Source organism: Bacillus oleivorans, from assembly GCF_900207585.1.
Taxonomy (GTDB): domain Bacteria; phylum Bacillota; class Bacilli; order Bacillales; family JC228; genus Bacillus_BF; species Bacillus_BF oleivorans.
In genome coordinates this window covers 73,781-93,893 of sequence record NZ_OAOP01000009.1, presented here as the reverse complement: position 1 = coordinate 93,893, position 20,113 = coordinate 73,781, and the positions used below count along the sequence as shown (strand labels likewise).

Annotated in this window: 18 protein-coding genes; 4 read left to right on the top strand and 14 right to left on the bottom strand. The window is 38.0% G+C overall.

Features of this window, described 5'->3' with window-relative positions; genetic code table 11:
* Positions 1-122: 122 nt before the first annotated feature.
* The 5 genes from CRO56_RS17600 to CRO56_RS17580 all read right to left on the bottom strand — a co-directional run bounded on the left by CRO56_RS17600 (position 123) and on the right by CRO56_RS17580 (position 4,779).
* Complete coding sequence (locus CRO56_RS17600) at positions 123-1,196, bottom strand: hypothetical protein (RefSeq protein ID WP_097159940.1); 1,074 nt, start codon at positions 1,194-1,196, stop codon at positions 123-125.
* The gene (locus tag CRO56_RS17595; protein WP_097159939.1) at positions 1,183-1,716 is read right to left on the bottom strand and encodes an RNA polymerase sigma factor; all 534 of its coding nucleotides are present in this window, start codon (positions 1,714-1,716) and stop codon (positions 1,183-1,185) included. Before CRO56_RS17595 ends, CRO56_RS17600 begins: the two co-directional genes overlap by 14 nt.
* Positions 1,717-1,818: 102 nt before the next feature.
* Positions 1,819-3,243, bottom strand: a complete 1,425-nt coding sequence (locus CRO56_RS17590; protein WP_179714336.1) for a PAS domain S-box protein — start codon at positions 3,241-3,243, stop codon at positions 1,819-1,821.
* A gap of 159 nt (positions 3,244-3,402) precedes the next feature.
* On the bottom strand, positions 3,403-3,819 hold the full coding sequence (locus CRO56_RS17585; protein ID WP_097159937.1) for a VOC family protein: 417 nt from the start codon (positions 3,817-3,819) through the stop codon (positions 3,403-3,405).
* A gap of 105 nt (positions 3,820-3,924) precedes the next feature.
* Entirely contained in the window at positions 3,925-4,779 is an 855-nt protein-coding gene (locus CRO56_RS17580; RefSeq protein ID WP_179714335.1) for a LysR family transcriptional regulator, read from the bottom strand.
* Positions 4,780-4,884: 105 nt separating this feature from the next.
* On the opposite strand from CRO56_RS17580, the gene CRO56_RS17575 reads away from it, so the two are divergent.
* A complete protein-coding gene (locus CRO56_RS17575; protein WP_097159935.1) occupies positions 4,885-6,084 on the top strand; it encodes an MFS transporter in 1,200 nt (399 codons plus the stop codon).
* Between the two features lie 38 nt (positions 6,085-6,122).
* Here the strand turns inward: CRO56_RS17575 and CRO56_RS17570 are convergent, their stop codons facing one another.
* From CRO56_RS17570 to CRO56_RS17545, 6 genes are all read right to left on the bottom strand, one after another.
* A complete protein-coding gene (locus tag CRO56_RS17570; RefSeq protein ID WP_097159934.1) occupies positions 6,123-7,652 on the bottom strand; it encodes an AbgT family transporter in 1,530 nt (509 codons plus the stop codon).
* Between the two features lie 19 nt (positions 7,653-7,671).
* On the bottom strand, positions 7,672-8,847 hold the full coding sequence (locus CRO56_RS17565) for a M20 family metallopeptidase (RefSeq protein ID WP_245855961.1): 1,176 nt from the start codon (positions 8,845-8,847) through the stop codon (positions 7,672-7,674).
* 288 nt (positions 8,848-9,135) lie between these two features.
* Positions 9,136-10,275: a mannitol-1-phosphate 5-dehydrogenase gene (locus tag CRO56_RS17560; protein ID WP_097159932.1), complete on the bottom strand. Its 1,140-nt coding sequence runs from the start codon at positions 10,273-10,275 to the stop codon at positions 9,136-9,138.
* A complete protein-coding gene (locus CRO56_RS17555) occupies positions 10,276-10,713 on the bottom strand; it encodes a PTS mannitol transporter subunit IIA (RefSeq protein WP_097159931.1) in 438 nt (145 codons plus the stop codon).
* Between the two features lie 13 nt (positions 10,714-10,726).
* Positions 10,727-12,817, bottom strand: coding sequence for a BglG family transcription antiterminator (locus CRO56_RS17550; protein ID WP_097159930.1), 2,091 nt, complete (start codon positions 12,815-12,817; stop codon positions 10,727-10,729).
* 202 nt (positions 12,818-13,019) lie between these two features.
* A complete protein-coding gene (locus tag CRO56_RS17545) occupies positions 13,020-14,456 on the bottom strand; it encodes a PTS mannitol transporter subunit IIBC (RefSeq protein ID WP_097159929.1) in 1,437 nt (478 codons plus the stop codon).
* Between the two features lie 552 nt (positions 14,457-15,008).
* On the opposite strand from CRO56_RS17545, the gene CRO56_RS17540 reads away from it, so the two are divergent.
* The 3 genes from CRO56_RS17540 to CRO56_RS17530 all read left to right on the top strand — a co-directional run bounded on the left by CRO56_RS17540 (position 15,009) and on the right by CRO56_RS17530 (position 17,541).
* Positions 15,009-15,302 carry a CD3324 family protein gene (locus tag CRO56_RS17540; protein ID WP_097159928.1) on the top strand — a complete coding sequence of 98 codons (294 nt, stop codon included), beginning with the start codon at positions 15,009-15,011 and terminating at the stop codon, positions 15,300-15,302.
* A 158-nt stretch (positions 15,303-15,460) separates the two neighbouring features.
* On the top strand, positions 15,461-16,021 hold the full coding sequence (locus CRO56_RS17535) for a TetR/AcrR family transcriptional regulator (RefSeq protein ID WP_097159927.1): 561 nt from the start codon (positions 15,461-15,463) through the stop codon (positions 16,019-16,021).
* A gap of 71 nt (positions 16,022-16,092) precedes the next feature.
* Complete coding sequence (locus CRO56_RS17530) at positions 16,093-17,541, top strand: serine hydrolase domain-containing protein (RefSeq protein WP_097159926.1); 1,449 nt, start codon at positions 16,093-16,095, stop codon at positions 17,539-17,541.
* 197 nt (positions 17,542-17,738) lie between these two features.
* Here the strand turns inward: CRO56_RS17530 and CRO56_RS17525 are convergent, their stop codons facing one another.
* The 3 genes from CRO56_RS17525 to CRO56_RS17515 form a co-directional block, all read right to left on the bottom strand.
* Positions 17,739-18,239 (bottom strand): VOC family protein, encoded by a 501-nt coding sequence (locus CRO56_RS17525; protein WP_097159925.1) that lies wholly within the window; start codon positions 18,237-18,239, stop codon positions 17,739-17,741.
* 127 nt (positions 18,240-18,366) lie between these two features.
* The gene (locus CRO56_RS17520) at positions 18,367-18,906 is read right to left on the bottom strand and encodes a DUF899 family protein (RefSeq protein ID WP_097159924.1); all 540 of its coding nucleotides are present in this window, start codon (positions 18,904-18,906) and stop codon (positions 18,367-18,369) included.
* A 128-nt stretch (positions 18,907-19,034) separates the two neighbouring features.
* On the bottom strand, positions 19,035-19,721 hold the full coding sequence (locus CRO56_RS17515; RefSeq protein WP_097159923.1) for a DUF421 domain-containing protein: 687 nt from the start codon (positions 19,719-19,721) through the stop codon (positions 19,035-19,037).
* Positions 19,722-20,113 lie beyond the last annotated feature (392 nt).

Sequence of the window (20,113 nt, the reverse complement as noted above, 5' to 3'; positions counted from 1 at the left end):
AAGGGTACGAGATTCATTGAACTCGTACCCTTAATAAACAGACCATTTAACTATAAGTCTTTAGCAATTACAGGTTTCCTTCTATCAAAAATCTTTTAATACCATTAGAATGTTAACCTTTCTTACTGAATCGGCATGAAGGAAACCTTCCACACACCGCTTTCATCTTTTACCATTTGGAAACCCATTTCACCATGACTTCCCATAAAGGAAATATATCCTTCGTTTTCTCCAGTCTGTATAAATTCTCCATCTTCAATATTATTGTACTGACTAATAATCTCTGTTTTTTGAGCTTCGGTAAGTGGTTCGCGAGAATACTCTAGATGTTCTTCCAGGCTCCATTGCACACGATCTAGTCTTGTTGTGTATAACGCATATTCTGTCACATAATCTTCGTCTAATCCTGCTTGAATATAAAGTTTTGCAATACTAATAGGAGATAATCCTTTGAGATTTTCGATGTTTTGTTCAAGCCTAAACCACTCGTACGCATTTCTTTCTTCCTCAGTCAGCGTGAATCGATTTTCTGTTTCATTAAACTTTCCATCTTCAAGCGGCTTTAAAGGCTCTTCTACTTTCAATTCTTCTTGATTTCCGAATCGCAGAAAAAGATTTTTCACTTGTTGAAGCTCTCCCCGTTGAAATGAAAAGATAACCTCAAACCCATCATGATCGCTATCGGGCAGGATACTTTTAAGTTTTATCGTATCAGCCTTTACATTTTGATAATGTTTTTGAACTTCGATGATCAATTCATTATTAGGTTGGTATATTACTTCCTTCAAAACATCTGGCTTACCATTAATAGCTGCATCTAAATATAAAATTAAGTTCTTTCCTTCTTCTTGCATGCCCGTGACCTTTACAACCTGCTGGTACAATTCATTGTATGCTGCATTCGAATCGAGTAAATCCTGAATTTGCGTTTCTGAAGGAAGTGCCGAATCAGGTGTCTGTCGACTCGCTTGTTGTAGTCCTCCAAAATAATGTAAAGATAGGACAAATAAAATAGCAACAACAGCACTCATTGATAAAAATACCTTGAAAGGGGCAAATGACCGCTTTCGAAGAGTACGTCCCCCTTTATTCAATCGATGCCGTAATTCACCAACAAACTGCGGATCAGGATCTTTGTCAGGACGGTTCCGTAGACTTATGAGCAATTCTTCCTCTACTTTATTATTTCCGTTCATTGATCATTTCCCACCCTTCTTCCAAAGAACCAACTTCTCTTTTTAAATAGGTTTTGGCACGATGGTAGTTCATTCGAACTTTTTCCTCAGTAATCCCTAAAATTTCTGCTGTTTCCTGTGTAGAATACTCTTTAATCCCTCTTAAAATTAAAATACTGCGGTATTGAGGCTTTAATTTTAAGAGTGCTTTTTGCACATATTTCCATGAATCTTGTCCTAGCATTCTTTCCTCGGGAGAAGGGGCAGATAATCGTTCTTCCTTAAAAAATGCCGGGAAAAACGAAATCCTTCTCATTTTTCTTTTGTAATCTATTGCTGTATTCTTAGCAATTGTAAGAATCCAGACCTTTGCTTTCTCTAAACTCTGTAGAGAGTTCAAATTCTTCATTGCCTTTATAAATGTTTCCTGAGTGATGTCTTCTGCTTCATGTTTATTGTTGGTATAGTAGATAGCAAAATGATAAACGTCTTTATAGTAAAGATTGTATATTTCTTCTATATCTAAATCCTGATGACTCACCTATCACTCCCCCTTTTCTATTAATAAGACGATTTGAAGTTTGATTTATTGCAAAATAAAAAATTAAGTAAAATAAAAATCTCAAGCATGGCAGCTTGAGATTTATGGAACCCTAGGGAGTTGTATGGTAACTGTCGTCCCCTCATTCACTTTACTGTCAATATGGAGAGAACCACTATGGTTTTTTATGATTCGATTACAAATCATCAGCCCCAATCCTGTCCCTTTTTCCTTTGTACTATAAAACGGTTCACCAAGCTTTAGTATTCTATCTTTAGGAATGCCTACACCTTCATCTGTGATTAGGATTTTAATCATATCCTCAACAATATCTGCATTGATCAGGATATTCCCGCCATTCGGCATAGCTTCCGTTGAATTTTTAATAAGGTTAATAAAAACCTGCTTTAATTGTTCCGATTCACCTACAACATATTGGTTCTTAAAGTTAATATTAACGATAAATTCACAATTAGAAAGGATCGCTTGTGAATGAAATAAAGTAATGGAACTTTCAATAATGTCTCTGATGTCTACCTTTTGAATGATTTCCACCTGTGGTTTTGCCAAAATTAACAAGTCATTAATAATGGTCTCGATCTGTTCCAGTTCTGTTAAAACCACACTGAGATATTCATCCGTATAATTTTCTTTTACCAATTGGGTAAACCCCTTAATAGCGGTGAGTGGGTTACGAATTTCATGGGCGATTCCTGCGGCTAATTGTCCGACTACTGACAGTTTTTCAGTTTGCTGCAGTTTCTCCTCAATCTTTTTTCTTTCTGTTATATCACGAATAATTACTTGATACGTCTTTTTCTCTTTATATATGGTTGGAATAAATTTAAGTTCAACTTGCTTTGTTTGGTGGTCCTGGCGAAGAATGGTAACCTCGTTTAATGAGGCAGAAAGGTTTAATAAGCTTCTTTCCATGCATTCTTGAATTCGATTCCTTTCCTTCTCTGGAAACAAGTCTATAAACGATTTACCAATAATCTCCTCGCTCCGGATTGTACCAAATAAACGTTTTCCTGCTTCATTAATATAAATCCAGATACCGTTTAATGTAATAATTCCTACAGTATCCAATAAATTATCCACCAAAAGCTGATATTTATCCTGGTTAGCCTTGAGTTCTTCTTCTATTACTTTTTGTTCAGTTACATCACGTGAAATACAAAAAAGTTCCTCTGAATCAATAATAATAAAGGTAGACTCTACCCATATATAATTACCTTCTTTCCGCCTTATACGAAAAGTGGTACGTTTCTTTTCAGTATCACTTTGGAGAAACGGTGAAAAGATCTGCTCAAGTAGATACTGATCTTGGGGATGGCAGAAATCAAAGATACTCTTTCCTATTAATTCTTTAGATTCGTAACCTAATAAAGTAAGAGAGGCAGGAGATATATATGTACTTATTCCACTTCGAGAAAAGTGGGAGATTAGTTCACCAGATCGATTAATAAAAGCGTGATAACCATTAATTTGTTTTATTAAATCTTTTGTTGAATCCACTTTAGACATCATAATCTCCCTTTATTAAAATATCTAATCATAGTTATAAAGATAAGATAAATCCATTTAAATACATACTAAACATCTCTATGAAAAATGTACAATTTTTAGTTAAAAATGGGAATAACTGTTTTGATTTTCTCTTAAATATGTTTATTTTACTTCTAATCAAATCTCCCATTGAGGATTCCATACAATTTCCCATAAATGCCCATCAGGATCCTGAAAATAGCCTGAGTATCCACCCCAAAACGTCTCATGTGCAGGGACTGTGATCGTAGCACCAGCCTTCTTTGCCTGTTCCATGACCTGATCAACTTCCTTCTTACTTCTTACATTATGACCAATGGTAAATTCTGTTGGACTCGATCCTGTCTGGTTCATTTTTGTATCATATGCGATATCTTTCCGATTCCAAATGGCAAGCTTTAATCCTGCTTGTAAGTCAAAGAAAGCCACTGCACCGTGTTCAAACTCTTGGCCAATTATCCCTTCTGTCGATAGTCCCAGCCCATCCCGATAGAATAATAATGATCTCTCCAAATCATCCACACCTAATGTAATAACAGTAATTCGCGGTTCCATAAACTGTAATACCTCCGTAAAAAATAGTATGGATACTACTTCACCTTTTTTTGCCAGAACCCTTTTATGTATATAAAATTCTTATTGTTTTCATTATTTTTAAACTTACAATAAAAAATGAAGCAATTGTTCGACCTTTGCCTTTTTCCTCTTCGGATATATTATATACGCTGGTCTTTTAGGTATTGGGTGGGTAGGAGTGAATGGTAATTTTTTTAGTTGATTTTCCTGTACATGCCCTTTTGCAATATATTCAGGCAAAAATCCAATTCCCTCCCCTGAAAGAAGCATTTTTACAAACAAAGTTGAGTTATCTACCTGAAGAGGATAGATGACATCGCCAAGCGATTTCAAATACCATTCAGTAAAGGGTGACCCCCAATTCATGTGAATATAGGGCAGTTTATTAAAATCCTCCGTTACAATCGAATCTTTTTTTATCACAAAGTTTTGGTGTGCGAATAGGTGAATAGTATCTTCGAAATAAGGTACCACCTCAATTTCATGATGATGAGGCGGAATATATACGACCCCGATATCAATAAAACCATCCATCATTTTTTGAATAATATCGTTTGAATGTCCTGTAATGGTACGGAGCGCAATCTTGGGCTGTTCTTTTCGAAAGGCGGAGATAATCGGCGGAAATACATATTCCCAAAGAGATTGCAGACTGCCAAAAACAATTGAACCTTCAAATAGCCCTTCAGAGCGAACGATTTTCTCACCTTCATACATTAACTCTTGAATCCTTTGGGCAAAGGGGAGAAAATTTATTCCTGCAGGCGTTAATTCAACCATCCGATTATTCCGTTCAAATAATTTCTTATTCATTTTTTCTTCCAACAGCTTAATTCTGGTAGTCACAGTTGACTGCGCAATATGCAGTAATTCTGCCGCTTTCGTAAAGTTTTTCGTTTGACTGACCGCTAAAAAAGCCTCAAGTTGTTCAAACTCCATCTTTTTCATCGCTCCCATTATCAAAAATATTGATAGCAATCATTATAATAATTCGTTATACAAATAACAAACGATCTATTACGATGAAGAAGAGGAGGAAAAAAGATGAAACGAAACAGACTTCCAAAGGGTGTAGTTTTGCTATTTGTCAACTCATTATTGATGTCCATGGGATTCTATGCTTTAATCCCATACTTGGCCTACTATATTACCGAGAACTTGCTGTTCACTCCTTTTATCGCCGGAATGGTCTTAATGGTACGCCAATTTAGTCAACAAGGGACAACTTTCTTCTTTGGAGCCATTGGAGATATCTTTGGATATAAAATGATTATTTCATTAGGCCTCTTCATAAGAGGGGTTGGTTTCCTAATGTTTGCGATTGCTACATCTATTCCTGGTTTATTACTGGCAGCTATTGTATCAGGTCTGGGCGGATCTTTGTTCGAACCTGCAAGTAAAGCAGCTCTGACAGAATTAACCCCGCTTGATGAAAGAAGACGAGTATTTTCTATTGATAAAATCATTAAAAATATTGGAATGGTTGGGGCTGCTCTGGCAGGTGCTATGTTAATTGAATTTCCTTTTTATTATTTATGTTTTGTCAGTGGCGGACTATTTATAATAGGAGGAATTCTTACCTATTTTATTTTGCCAGATATAAATATTCACACTGACACCCCTTCATTTAAGCAGATGCTTCGAACCGTAATCAAGGATCGTTTTTTTGTTATCTTTACCTGTTTAATGACCGGATATTGGTTTATGTTTATCCAGCTTTATTTAACGATTCCGATTTATGCAGAAGAACTTACAGGAACACCAAAGATCGTTTCTGGATTGTATTTTACCTTTGCTGCTTTGATTATTTTCATTCAATATCCGATTCAATCTCTTATTAAAAACACTCAAAATGCTGTTTGTTTTGGAATGATGCTGATGGGTTTTGGGTTAGTTACGATCGGAATCACGGCTAATATTGCAATCTTTTTTATAGGCTTTCTTCTTTTTGCAATTGGGGTGATGGTGGCCGAACCAGCAATCTATGATTTAACCGCTCTTTCATCACAAGAGGGAATGACTTCGAGCTATTTTGGATTTTTCTATTTTTCCATGGCGATTGGCGGAGGACTAAGTCAAGGAATTGGCGGATGGCTCTTGCAAACAGGAAAGGTGATTGGAATCCCATCCTTACTCTGGTATATTTGTGGCATTGTTGCTTTACTCTCAATTAGCGGGTTATATTGGCTATTTAAATATCAGCGTAAAGCTCACCTTAGTTGTTCAAATACTAGCTTTAACTAAAAACAACCAAGACCATAAAGATCTTGGTTGTTTTTCTTTTATTTTAAAAGAATCGGTCCTTCTGGTCCAACCGGAATTCCGATTAGGTACCAGATGACGATTAAGATGATCCAGAAGATTCCGAAGAACACTGTATATGGGAATAACGCTGAAATCAACGTTCCAAGCCCAATTTTAGGATCAAATCTTTTCGCAAAAGATAATAGCAATACTAGATAAGGAAGCATCGGCGTAATTGGGTTTGTAATCGAATCCCCGATTCGATAGATTGCTTGTGTAAATGCTGGATCATAGCCTAAATACATGAACATCGGTACAAAAATAGGCGCTAAAATCGCCCATTTTGCTGATGCACTGCCAATTAATAGGTTGACACATGCGACAAACAAAATAAACAGGATGATTAAAGGAACTCCCGTAAGTCCAATGTCTTGTAAGAATTCTGCCCCTTTAATTGCGATAATCGGACCTAGATTACTAGCGTTGAAGAAGCTCAGTAATTGAGCAGCCGCAAACACTAGAACAATGTATGGACCCATTGTGCTCAATGACTTGCCTAGCATATCCCCAAAATCTTTTGAGGTCTGAATGGTTTTAGCTCCAAATCCATAAAATAGACCCGGAATAAAGAAAAAGATCGTTAAGATTGGCACAATCCCATTAATAAACGGGGAATTATCAATCATAGAACCTGTTTCTTGGTTTCGCAGAATCCCATTCTCCGGAAGTAGTAAAGCTAAAATAACACCAACAAACAGAAGTGCTGAAATACCGGCCCATTTTAAGCCGCGGCTTTCTTCAGGCGTAATAGCCTCCATTTTTTCAATTTCACCCGTATATGTTCCGAAGCGCGGAATCGTAAATTTATGAGTAACCCATAGAGCTACTGGAAGTAAAATAAAGGTTGATGCGACAATGAAATAATAGTTCATCGCCGGGTTTGCAACATAATCGGGATCAACTGTTTGCGCAGCTGGTCCAGTAAAGCCGGCTACCAGTGTATCGGACATACCAATAATAAGGTTTGCAGCAAAAGCACCTAGTGTGGATGCATAAGCCATCACTAAACCGACTAGAGGGTGATATCCAAATGCCATTAGGACTGTTGCTGCTAACGGAGGTAGTACGACAGGACCCGCATCACCGGCTGCATTGGCAACAATTGCAATTAGTATAATACTTGGAATCAGAACTTTTTTAGGTGTTGAAACAACTGCACGCTTTAACAGCGTTGAAAAGAATCCGCTCTGTTCGGCAAGGCCAACCCCTATCATCATGACTAGTACCATACCAAGCGGCGGATATGAACTGAAGTTCGTCACCATGTTTGTCAGCATGTTAACGATTCCTTCACCATTTAATAGATTAATAACTTCAACGGTTTCTTTTGTAACAGGATGGACCGCTGAAATGTTTATTAATGAAGCAATTAAAGATACGAGTAAAGTAATCCCACATAGAATAAAAAACAAGACGATCGGGTCAGGCAGCTTATTCCCTACCTTTTCAATAGAATCGAGCAAACGGTCAAAAAATGATCTTTTTTGTTTTTCAAAATTTTGTGCCATATTTCCCCTCCTCTAGATGCTATTGATTGGTTAGTGTTAGGGCTGTGAATACGTGAAATTTCAAGCCTTCCTTCATCGCTCTTTCATCTAGATCAAACTTAGGATGGTGGTGAGGATAAACGATTCCCTTCGCTTCATTTCCCGATCCGATAAATACAAAGCAGCCCGGCTTTTCATTAGTGAATGCGGAAAAATCCTCGCCGCCGAGCATAGGCGGAACCCATTCTAGCGAACCATCTAATTGTTCTTCAATCACACTGGCTACTTGTTCGGTTACATCACTGTCATTTATAACAGGATCATAGCCATATATATAGTCAACTTTTACAGCAGCTCCATTCGCTTTAGCGATTCCTTCCGTTACTTCACTAATACGTTTTTTAACGAGTTCACGGACAGACTGAGCAAGGGTTCTCACAGATCCTCCAATTTCTACAGTATCTGGGATAACATTAAATGCATCACCGGCGTGGAAACGAGTAACGGATAATACGGCAGAATCTAACGCACCAACTGATCGTGAAACAATATGATTGAGCCCCATAACAATTTGTGCCCCTATCGCTAATGGATCAATGGTTAGTTCAGGAGTTGAGGAATGTCCGCCCTTCCCTTGAACAGTTATAGTAAAAATATCACTTGCTGAAGTTATGGATCCTTTACGTATCCCAATTGTGCCATATGGCATGGTTGACATTAAATGGATGCCGGCAACTTGATCTACACCTTCAAGAACTCCGGCTTGCACCATTTCTCTAGCTCCTCCAGGCTGGAGTTCCTCTCCATGCTGAAAAAGGAAAACAATTTCTCCGCTTAATGATTCTTTATAATCTTTTAAAACTTTGGCAGCTCCGAGCAGCATGGCTGTATGACCATCATGGCCGCAGGCATGCATAACGCCATCTTTTTTTGATGCAAATGGCAATCCCGTCTCTTCCTGAATTGGCAAAGCATCCATATCAGCACGTAGAGCAATTACCTTACCTGGTTTTGACCCCTTTAACCGGGCTACAACACTTGTTTTTGTTGGTCTTGAAAGCTCAAACCCTCCGAAGCTTTCAAGCAAATCGTAAACATATTGAGAGGTTCGGAATTCTTGAAATGACAGCTCTGGATTTTCATGGAATTGTCGACGCCATGTGATGACATCCTGATATACTTCTTCAATAGTTGTAAGAACCAGATTCTTTTCCAATTGGCACAACTCCTAATCATCTAATCTAGTAATCTAGTTGCTTTAATACGCTAAATCACTATAGTCCTATTATGCATAAATTTTCATAAAAATTCAAATTGCATTTTTTGGAATAGTATTTTATAAAAATATAATATTTCAAAAATAATAGAATAATTATATGCCCATTTATTGAATCGGAACGGTTAATGGTTTCTAAATATAATTTTGTTATGAATATTCAAAAGTTAGTCAGAACTAAAAAGCACTGATGACCGATCTTAACCGGCCATCAGTGCTTCAATCATTCTATTTGGCTAACTGCGATAAAACTAGTGAGAATAAAGGGTGATCCGGTGCAATTCCGCAAATTTCCTTCATTGCTCCTTCATATCCCTTCTCTTTCACTTTTTCCTGTAATTTAACAGCTTCCTCATCTTGTGGAAAATCGTATTGAAGAGCTGCCGCTATCCCTTTCACTAAGTGAACAGGATGTCCTTTTAAGTATTCATAATATTGAACAGCTGGCCCCACCAAACGGTCATTCGCTCCAAGCTTACGAATAGGACCTCTTGCTACTCTCGGTATTTCGTCATTGATATAAGGATTCATAAACCTGGCTATAATTTTTTTTATATATTTCATATGCTCATCATCAAAGCTATATTTCTTCACTAAAACAGAACCTGTTTCCTTTAGTGCCTCATGAACGGTTTGTGAAACCTCAGGATCTTCCATCGCGTCCTTGATTGTTTTTAAACCTGCTTGAAATCCTAAATATGCTGCAACAGCATGGCCTGTGTTAACCGTAAACAGCTTTCTTTCAATATAAGGTTTTAAGTCATTAACAAAGGTTATGCCTTCAATATCCGGAATTACTCCCACCATCTGAGACTGGTCGACAACCCATTCATAAAACGGTTCAACAGATACCATTAATTTATCTTCATTACTTTGATTAGGAACGATCCGATCCACTGCCGCATTGGGAAAAGCAAAATATTGATCGAACTGTTGCTTTTCAGCTTGGGATAGTTTTTCGTACACTTTCTCCTTAAGAAAAGCACTTCCTCCAATCATGTTCTCACAGGCAATCAAATTAAGGGACTTGTCCGTTTGTTCCAGCCTTTTTCTTAAACCATTTGCAATAAGATCGGAAATAATCACCAGTACGTTAGGACCCACTGCTGTCGTCACAATGTCAGCAGCAGCAATCGCGTCCATCACAGCCTCTGGATTTTGTATGCTATTAATGGCTTTTACATTTTTAACGATTGTTTCTTGACTTTTTTCATCAGCTAGCACTACGCGGTATTCTTGTTTTTCATTTATTAAATTTACAATCTCTGCATTTACGTCTACAAAGCACACCTGATAGCCTGCATTTGATAAAAGACTTCCAATAAAGCCTCTCCCGATGTTCCCTGCTCCAAAATGGATTGCAAGCATTTAATTCACCTCATTAAATAAGCTTAAAATCTCTTCAGACGTCTTTGCTTCAACTATTTTTTGAATATTTTCTTCCTCCGAGCAAACAATCGCGATTTTTGATAAAATCTCTAAGTGCTCTCCGTCTTTACCCGCAATTCCGATTAAGACTTTCACAATGTTTCCGCCGCCAAAATCGACTCCGTCTGGAACCTGAACCAGGGATAGCCCTGAAGACTTTACCGATTTCTTTGCATCCTCTGTACCGTGAGGAATCGCCACAAAATTTCCCATATAGGTCGATGTTAATTCTTCCCGTTCCAACATTTTTTCAATATATTCTGGTTCTGTGTACCCTTTATTTACTAAGATTTGCCCAGTACTTCTAATCGCCTCTTCTTTAGTAGAAAAACTTGCATTAAGGATGATATTTTCTTTAGTAAAGATTGCGTTTGTCATGTTGTGCACTCCTTTATTTTACTTTTTCTTGATAAATAGCTTTCAGTTCTGCACCTAAAAAATCGGCCAGTTCATCCTCTTGACTTAACTGAAACATCTTGATCGATCGTTCATCCCGAATAATAAGGGAGCTAATCGAACTTAATATTTCTAATGATTCTTCATCCGCTTCTTTCGGGGATAGCAAAAGAAGAAGTGAATTCATTTCGATTTGGGAACCATCCATCGATCTTACTGATATAGGATGATTGAGCCTGCACACGGTAAAGCATGGTACTTGAACATACTCGCTTTTCGTATGATATAAAGCTAGGGATGTTCCCGGAATTCCGAGCCCGCCGATATGTTCCCGTCTTAAAAGATCTTCAATCACCTTCGGAATATGACTTATTGCGTTTTGCATATAAAGGGAATCACATACTTGATTTAATGCCCCTTCAACAGAATCAGCTTCTAAATGATACACACCAAAGCTGCTTAAAATCTCGTATATAGCCGCTGAATAGTTTTTTATCTTTTGTAATTGTTCCAAAAAGTCCCCGTGATCAAACGGGCGAGCTTCTGTTCTAACTTTTTGCCTCTGGTTAGAGAAGGTTTGTTTTGTGAGTAACAGCCTTTTTATTTTATTTACCTCTTCTGCTGACAAAAGCGGACTTACAACCAAATAATCCTCTTTTAGATCTTTTAAAGGAACAGTTGTGACAATCGCATCAAATTCCTTCACATTTGTTTTTTCTAAATCAAACAAAGATGCATTCACTGTCTTAAGTCCTGGTATTTCTTGCTTTAATTTAGTTGAAAGGATTTTCGAAGTCCCGATCCCGCTCGAGCAGACAACCAATATGTTATGTTCTGTATCTTGCTCTTTATTTAAAAGAGCGGAAGCAAAGTGCATCACTAAATAGCCAATTTCCTCTTTAGGCACTTCTAAATCTGGAAAAATCACTTTTACAGCCTTTTCTAGGATTGAAAACATATCGTTATATTCCAGTTCAATTCTAGGAAGAAGCGGGTTCGATATACCCATGTTCTGTTTTATACGATATAAAGCAGGTCTTAAATGGGCGACCAATCCTTGTAATAAGGATATATTTCTCGTTAAATCAAAACCAATTTCTTCACTAACAAAGTGAATTAGTTTTTGTGCAGAATATCCAACTTGGATACTCAATTCTTCAAATAGGTCATCATGATCCGTACGCAGCTTTGCCCCCAATAAATGCATCGTGATATAGCCTATTTCTCCAGGAGAGATATGAATCCGAAAGACTCCCTCAAGATTTGCTACAATTTTTTGGGCGACTTCAAATTCCTTCGTGTCTTTCAGGCCTTCGAGGAAATCTTGGTCAAAATGGATTTCTTCCCCGTGCTGAATTCGTTCGATCGCTAAAGCTAAATGAACGACTAGCCCGATATAGGCGCTGTCTGCAAGTGAATAAGGAAGATCATCTTTAATAGTTTCAATTTGTTTTTCGATAATCAAAAGCTTCTTTTTGTCAACGAGTCCAAGCAGCCGATCTGTAATTGTATCCTCTGTTTGGGCGGACTTTTTTTGGATTGTTTCTTTTAAAATAGAAAGCAGCTCAGATTCCTCTATATTCTCCATAATCAGCTTACTCATAGCTTTTCGCTTAGCTGATTCTTTTCCTATTACTTCTACACCATATCCGCGTTTTCTTAGTAATGTTAACCCAAATGGCTTAACTTGCTCTTCAATTTTATTTAAGTCATGACTAATCGTTGCAATTGTCACATTTAGTTCATTCGCTAATGCCAGCAGCTTTACGGGCTCGTTTGCATCTAATAATGCTGACAAGACAAAGGTTTGCCTTTCTTCTGGTGTATATTCATGATGAGACAAATGAAAAAGAAAAAGCCGTAATTTTTCTCGATCCTCTTGATTTCCTATTATCTGAATACCGATTCCGGATTTCTTATTAAGCTCCAGACTATTCTCTTGCAGAATTTCCTCTACCCCTTTTAAATCACGATGAACGGTACGAGGGCTAACAGCTAACTCATTGGCAAGATCTTTAACTGTCATTTCTTCATAATGGTTAAGTAAAAGCTCCAATATCTTTCGCTCTCTTGCAGAGATATACATTCGATCCACTCCACATACAGGCCTATTACGAGAAACTTGTTGACAAAATTAAATTACTATTTTTGTTTTGTCAATCTTATAATAAAGCCCGTTTATATTAATCACAAGGAAATGAATTTAAAATTTCGTCACGTTTATTGTTGCCAAAATTAAAATGAACGAAGGCTAACTCCACTATTAGAGTTAGCCTTGCTGGTTGATATTATTTTAGATCTTCTATCAGTTCATCATACTTCGGACTATTTAAGAAGTTATCCACAGAAATATGATGAGCGGTTGGTAATTTTTCTTTCGCCCGCGGCGTTAAGTCTTTATGTGTTATGACAATATCAGCATCATCAGGGATATTGCTAATCGCTGTATTGGTAATATCAATGTTTAATCCTGCTTTTTGGGCTTTATTTCTTAAAATAGAAGCTCCCATCGCACTTGAACCCATTCCTGCATCACAAGCAAAGATAATTTTATTTACATTTTTAGCATCAAATGAATGGATTTCATTTGCTTTTGGTGCTTCAAAGGTTTCTGCTACAGAACTCTTTTTACCCTTCATCTCTTCCATTTTAGCAGCAGCCTTCGTAATATCCTCTTCCTCGTCCTGCTTACTTGTTTTTAAAATCAGAGAAGCAATCGCAAAGGAAACAGCTGTAGCAACCAGAACTCCAAGCAGCACGCCTAAGTGGCCGCCGCCTTTTGGCGTCATCGCCATAAGGGCAAAGATACTTCCTGGTGATGGAGGCGCCACCAACCCTACATTGAATAATGTAAAGGTAAATACACCACTGATTCCACCTGCGATCGCTGCCAAAATTAATAGTGGCTTCATTAAGATATAAGGGAAATAAATCTCATGAATACCACCGAAGAAGTGGATAATCGCCGCTCCCGGTGATGTTTGTCTTGCTGTACCTTTTCCAAAAAACATGAAAGCAAGCAGGATGCCAAGACCTGGTCCTGGGTTTGTTTCAAGTAAAAATAGAATGGATTTTCCTGTATCTGCTGCTTGCTCCGCACCAAGCGGACTTAAAATTCCATGGTTAATCGCATTGTTTAAGAATAGAACTTTCGCTGGTTCTATGAAAATATTAGCGAGCGGAAGTAAACCAGCATTTACAATCACTTCAACCCCGGCAGCTAAAACCGTGTTTAAACCTTCTACTACTGGGCCAATCGCCCAATAGGCAATGACCGTTAAAATAGCAGCAAGGATCCCTGCAGAGAAGTTATTAACTAACATCTCAAAGCCTTGTTTAACCTTAGGCTGAATGACTTGGTCTACTTTTTTAATTAACCAGCCGCCAAGCGGTCCCATAATCATAGCCCCGAGGAACATCGGAATATCAGAACCGACGATAACCCCCATTGTTGCTGTTGCCCCAACAACTCCACCGCGGCCTTCATAAATCATCTTACCGCCTGTATATCCAATTAATAATGGAAGTAAAAAGCTAATCATCGGTCCAACGAGCTGACCTAATTCTTCATTTGGAAACCAGCCAGTAGGAATAAATAATGCTGTTATAAGACCCCAAGCAATAAAAGCACCGATATTCGGCATAATCATGCCGCTTAAATAACTGCCAAAGCGCTGAATCTTCACACGAAAATCAGACTTTTGTGTCTCTGCTACTTTTGACATACATTTTGCTCCTTTCTTTCAACCATTAATCTATCTAAACATGCTAGATTCTATCGTACAACTTAATGATAAAGGTGATGTAAAGCGGTTTCAATTTAAAGAAAAGAGCATTTTGTCACGCGAAATGTTGCCAAAATTAAATAAGACTTAAGTCCTGTCCATTAAAATGCAGGTGAAATATCAATAAAAGCCAGGTAAAAAATGATTATATTTATTTCTTCACTTGTTTGCACTGGTGATTCTGTGCGTTAATAAAGGTGTCGGACCGACAAAAATTAGCGAAAGGGGGCTGATTGGTTTGATCACAATATATGAGGTGATTTCCGCTTAGTCGGAATCTCATAGTATGGGACCGCTGCAATGGCGGTCCTTAATATTTTCTGAACATTATGACTTCCCGCAAGCACAAATTCCACTTATACTATAAATATGTGTTATGCCTACACATTTTTGTAAACTGTACGATCAATTTACGAGCGAAAGGAGAGACATGAAACATGAAACATGCGAAATTGTTTTTTCACGTACACCTGAATAAGGAGGACGTAAATTTTGCAATACAAAAATGGAAAAGAGGTGTTCCCTCCTAGCTTGCTGAAGGAAGTACAGAAGCATATTCAAGGCGAACTGATTTATATCCCTAAGCAAAACAATCAGCGAGCTGGATGGGGCGAAATAAACGGTTCCCGTCGATTACTTGCTCGAAGAAATGAAGAAATTTATCAATTATACAGTGATGGCTGGTCTTTTGAGGAATTAGAGAAAAAGTACAATTTGTCCATCGAAAGCATTCGGAAAATAATATATAAAGCACGTGGCGAATTTAACGACCGACGTGCCCCATAATACAAAAAAGAAGTAATTGTCCTTTACTAGTTAGGGTTTGGATGGTTGCTTCTTTTTCTAGATTAACGGATTCTAAGTAATCCTTTTAATTAAAGATTGACTTAGTTTCTAGTTAGCACTATAATTTGGTTGGTTGACCAAACAATTGAGGTGAAAGTATGAGTAAGAAGGAAGATAAGCGTCAACTCTTAATTGATGCTGCCTATAAGGTATTTGCAAGAAAAGGCTATGCAAATGCATCGATAAAAGACATTGCAAACGAAGCGGAGATTACACCCGGTCTAGTTCACTATTACTTTAAGAACAAAGAAGAAATATTATTTGCCGTTCAACAAAAAATTCAAAGTCACTATCACCAAAAGTATGATGGGGATGAAAAATATTCTTTATCACCATTTGATGTCTTTAAGGAAATTAAAGAGCGGTCAGATAAAGAACCGGATTGGTATCGCTTACGCTATGAGATTTTTTCTCTCGGGCTAAAAAATGAAGGGGTTCGGAAGGAAGCAGCTTCTATTTTAAAAAGTGGGAGGGATAGCTTGTCTGAACCATTAAAGCACATTGTCGGCCAACAATATGATGACTCAACTGAGATGGCTGGTATTTTATTAGCCTGCTTCGATGGTTTGGCCCTGCAGAAAATTGTAGATCCCGATTTTGATATAGATAAAGCTTATCAGTTGCTAGTAGGACTCCTAGAGATCTATTTGAGAAAATAGGTTTCTATTTCAACGATATTGGTTAGTCAACCAACCAAAAACACACAAAAGATTAATTTAGGAGTATCATAATGAAAAAACTAAAACTATGCCTACTATTACTTATCTTGTTATGTATTCCGTTTCCTGTTCAAGCGGAGGATGATCATACGACACAGTCCTTAAGGGATTATATGGAGCAAGCACTTGATGATTACCAAATTCCCGGTGCTACTTTAGCGGTAATAAAGGATGGAGAACTAGTTTTCCAAGAAAGCTGGGGGGTTCAAAGTGACGGCACGCCTGTTACAGAGGATACATTATTTACGATTGGATCCGTCAGTAAGCCTTTGACCAGCCTTGCGATTATGAAATTGGCAGAGGAGCAGACACTTGATCTGGATCAGGCAATTAATACGTATATTCCTTCATTTTCTTACGATAAGGGTGCCTTTGAAAAAGACATAACAATTCGCCATCTTCTGGCCCATACGAGCGGTATCAGCTCTTATGATGGATTAAAGGTTGCTGAACTGAATTTAAGAGGTGAAGATGCGATTAGTCAAGCGGTTGCTCAGCTTGGTACGGTTACACTCAGGTCTGAACCGGGAGAAACTCACCAGTATAGTGCTGCTAACTATTTGCTTTTAGGTCTTATTATTGAGGAGGTCACAAACCAGACTTTTGCTGATTATATGGAGACAGAGGTTTTTTCAGAATTAGGTATGAGTAAAACTGTGTCCACCTATGAGGCTGCATCTAGTTTAGGTTATCAGCCTGGCTTTCAATCTTGGTTTGGAAAACCCGTGAAAAGTGAGATCTTTTTTGACGACAGTGGTGCCCCTTATGGCTATATAACGTCTACTTCCAACGACATGGTCAAATACGTTGAGTTCTTGCTAGATGGCGGAGAGGAATTACTTTCAGCTTCAATTTTCGCAGAATATATTTCTCCCCAAATTCATAGAAAAGAGGATATGTTCTATGGATTAGGGTGGAGAATCTCTGAAAACCCAGAAGATGCATACTATTTTCACGGAGGTGAAACGCCCGATTCACGAGCTGAGCTATTCCTTGATCCAGATCAGAATTACGGTTTTGTTTTACTGACAAATAAGAACAATTATTCCGAAGTACTTCATACGACTTATATGAGAGAAGGCATCAAAGCGATCATGGAGGGAAACGAAGTTCCAGCGCTGCCTGAAGCAAGTTATCAGATGCAATGGATGTCATTAAGTCTAGTGATCATTGTTACACTATTGTCAGGTTGGCATTTGTTCCACCATAAGAGAAAGCCAAACATCCGTAATAAGGCTGCGGGATCAATCGGCGTGATTTCGATTGGATTATCTATAGCCTTCATCCCGGTATTAACGTATATATTTGGCACCCCCTGGCATACGATCGACACTTATGCACCTGAAACTTCACTATTAGTTAAGCTCCTCATCGGTGTATTAGCTATTCATGGGATATTAACACTAGTGTTTATTCGCTTTAAAAAAGGAGGGATAGGATTTAATCGAAAAGCAGCCTAATCATTTGAAGTAACGCTGTAATAGTCGTATGTTCATTATAAAAGCGCAGAGTTCTGTAAAAGCAGACAGATCCTGCGCTTCATTAATTCTAAAAGAAAGAAGGTTTCGACTGTCTAAAAGGGGATCACTTTTTTCAGAAACACACCTCTTCCTTTCGATAGATATTGTACCGTGTTCTTCTCTCTCCCGAAATCAGCCTACCCATCATACGCCTGCTTTAACGTTTTTATGTCAATTTTCTTCATTTGAAGCATTGCTTTCATCGCTCTTTGTGATTTTTCAGAATCGGAATCGCTGATCATCTCTGTTAGAGAGACAGGAATGATTTGCCACGATACTCCGAACTTATCCTTTAGCCAGCCGCACATTTGTGCTTTTTCATCTCCGCCATCACTGAGTTTTTTCCAATAATAGTCCACCTCTTCTTGCGTTTCACAGTTAACGATAAAGGATATTGCCTCAGAGAATTTGAAATGAGGACCACCATTTAGTGCGACAAAATCTTGCCCTTCCAGTTGGAATTGGACGGTTAATACGGTTCCTGCCGGCATCCCGTGAACTTCTTGCCCCTCGTTTCCGTAACGGTTCATTTTTCCGACTTTGGAATTTTCAAAGATTGTACAATAAAACTCCGCCGCTTCTTCTGCTTGTGTATCGAACCATAGGTTTGGGGTGATTTTTTGGATTTTGCTTAGCATCCATTCTTCCTCCCTTTTCAAAATAAAGTATTGTATTAATATTTAGATTGTTTAACCAGTATAAAAAGACATGGCATCAAAGTGATTGTCCCATGTCTTTTATAATTTATTTCTGGATTGAAATAACCTAGCTTACTTTCTGTATTACCCGGTAGATGCTGTTGCCATCTCGAATGAAGATGCTCACCCCTGCTTTTTCCCCTTCTTCAGTGGTTGCCTTGAAATCATAGTTAAAGTCACTTCCGTACGAAGAATACCAAGGGAAACTCCATCCCTTTTGGTTCTTATATGCCTCGAGCTTTGTCAACGGAGCCCGGGAGACATAAACAAAAGTAGTTTCCCGGTCATGCATATAATTAATGTAGTCATCTGAGACTTTGTCAGCGCCTAGAGAGCAGTGCGGGCATCCCTGTTCCCAGCTTGGGTCAAACATAAAATGGCAGACGATCAGCTGATTACGTCCTTTGAAAAGATCCTGCAGGCTAACATTTCCCTCGGTTCCCTCCAATACATAGTTCTTTTTAATCTCATCCTTCGACAACTTACTTCGATTAGCGTTCAAAAAGTCGCTTGCATAAGCAGACTCCTCTTCTATAGGTTTCTTGCGTTCCAGAATCCACTCCACTTCCGAGAAAAACCAAGGTAATTCTTTGTTACTAATTGACATGATTATTTCTCCCTTCACGAATATACCTTCCGATTTTTTTCATATCCCTTTCTATGCTACCATGCAACAACTTATGTAATTTCTTTTTAATTGCTAACTTGACCAGCTTGATTGTGAATTTACTAAAGTCAATCTCCCTGATCAAAGGTTTGGACGAATAATCCTTCACCTTCTAGCCATTCCGCAATAAAAACTTCCTGATATCCACTTACTCCTTGCGCTTGCAGCTGAAGCATCAGCCACTTTTCATCCCGGCCAAGTTCAACTAATTCATCCTTTAATAACTCCCCGTCCCGGACTATTGTTACCGGGACATATACAGGCTTCGGCGGAAGATTGAGATCTTCTTGTTGCATCTTTTGTTTCGGAGATTTTTTAAGTATACTAATAGAGCCGTTTACCTCTAAATAACAATAGGCAACTTCTCGGATTGAAAATGTCTCAGACTGCCGCAAAAGACTTTGTAATTGATTAATATTCATTCGATTTTTCTTCAGTTCTTCTCGATTTACAACCCCGTTACGAATTAATACCGATGGCTTTCCTTCAAAAATTCCACGCAATTTTAAAAACTTTTGCCCAAAAAGCTCAACGGTAAGCAGCAGAAGTGCCCACAGAGTCATCGCGTATACTAAATGTATAAAAGAAGCCTTATCATCATAAATGGCATTTCCTAATAACTCACCTAATACGATGGACGCAATAAAAGTAAATGGGGTAATTTGATTAATCATTTTCTTCCCAAGTACCTTTACAATGATAAATAAGAGGAAAAATCCAGTTATGATTTCTAGCGTTAAATATGACATTTTCATGTTTTAACCCATCCCATTAGCCGAAGTCATACAAATGGATTGCTTTTACCATACTCGACAAATATTTTTATTTGTATACTTTTTCCTAATGTTCATTAATTTTATATTGTAAGAAAAAATTCCGTTACTGCCACTCGCCTGGAGCTGTTACGGAATTCAGCCATTAATTCACTTCGACATACTCCATCGTTTTAATGATCTTAAGCATTTGTTCAAAGGTTCAGTCTCTGTTTGATAGAGTAACACTGTAGCCATATCCAGCTTCGGCCCAGTTTAACAAACGGCTTTATATATACTTTATTTTTACTGCTATTCGGGACGACCCCGCATAAAAGCTGGCCTATGATAGGGCAAAAACCCCTTTCTAAAGTCCAATAAAATAAGCTAGAAAG

Bases quoted from the DNA above. Each gene is read 5' to 3' on its own strand.
- CRO56_RS17550 (WP_097159930.1), bottom strand. From the start codon at position 12,817: ATGTATATCTCTGCAAGAGAGCGAAAGATATTGGAGCTTTTACTTAAC.
- CRO56_RS17570 (WP_097159934.1), bottom strand. From the start codon at position 7,652: ATGGCACAAAATTTTGAAAAACAAAAAAGATCATTTTTTGACCGTTTG.
- CRO56_RS17600 (WP_097159940.1), bottom strand. From the start codon at position 1,196: ATGAACGGAAATAATAAAGTAGAGGAAGAATTGCTCATAAGTCTACGG.
- CRO56_RS17560 (WP_097159932.1), bottom strand. From the start codon at position 10,275: ATGCTTGCAATCCATTTTGGAGCAGGGAACATCGGGAGAGGCTTTATT.
- CRO56_RS17580 (WP_179714335.1), bottom strand. From the start codon at position 4,779: ATGGAGTTTGAACAACTTGAGGCTTTTTTAGCGGTCAGTCAAACGAAA.
- CRO56_RS17590 (WP_179714336.1), bottom strand. From the start codon at position 3,243: ATGTCTAAAGTGGATTCAACAAAAGATTTAATAAAACAAATTAATGGT.
- CRO56_RS17545 (WP_097159929.1), bottom strand. From the start codon at position 14,456: ATGTCAAAAGTAGCAGAGACACAAAAGTCTGATTTTCGTGTGAAGATT.
- CRO56_RS17535 (WP_097159927.1), top strand. From the start codon at position 15,461: ATGAGTAAGAAGGAAGATAAGCGTCAACTCTTAATTGATGCTGCCTAT.
- CRO56_RS17585 (WP_097159937.1), bottom strand. From the start codon at position 3,819: ATGGAACCGCGAATTACTGTTATTACATTAGGTGTGGATGATTTGGAG.
- CRO56_RS17520 (WP_097159924.1), bottom strand. From the start codon at position 18,906: ATGTCAATTAGTAACAAAGAATTACCTTGGTTTTTCTCGGAAGTGGAG.
- CRO56_RS17515 (WP_097159923.1), bottom strand. From the start codon at position 19,721: ATGAAAATGTCATATTTAACGCTAGAAATCATAACTGGATTTTTCCTC.
- CRO56_RS17525 (WP_097159925.1), bottom strand. From the start codon at position 18,239: ATGCTAAGCAAAATCCAAAAAATCACCCCAAACCTATGGTTCGATACA.
- CRO56_RS17575 (WP_097159935.1), top strand. From the start codon at position 4,885: ATGAAACGAAACAGACTTCCAAAGGGTGTAGTTTTGCTATTTGTCAAC.
- CRO56_RS17530 (WP_097159926.1), top strand. From the start codon at position 16,093: ATGAAAAAACTAAAACTATGCCTACTATTACTTATCTTGTTATGTATT.
- CRO56_RS17555 (WP_097159931.1), bottom strand. From the start codon at position 10,713: ATGACAAACGCAATCTTTACTAAAGAAAATATCATCCTTAATGCAAGT.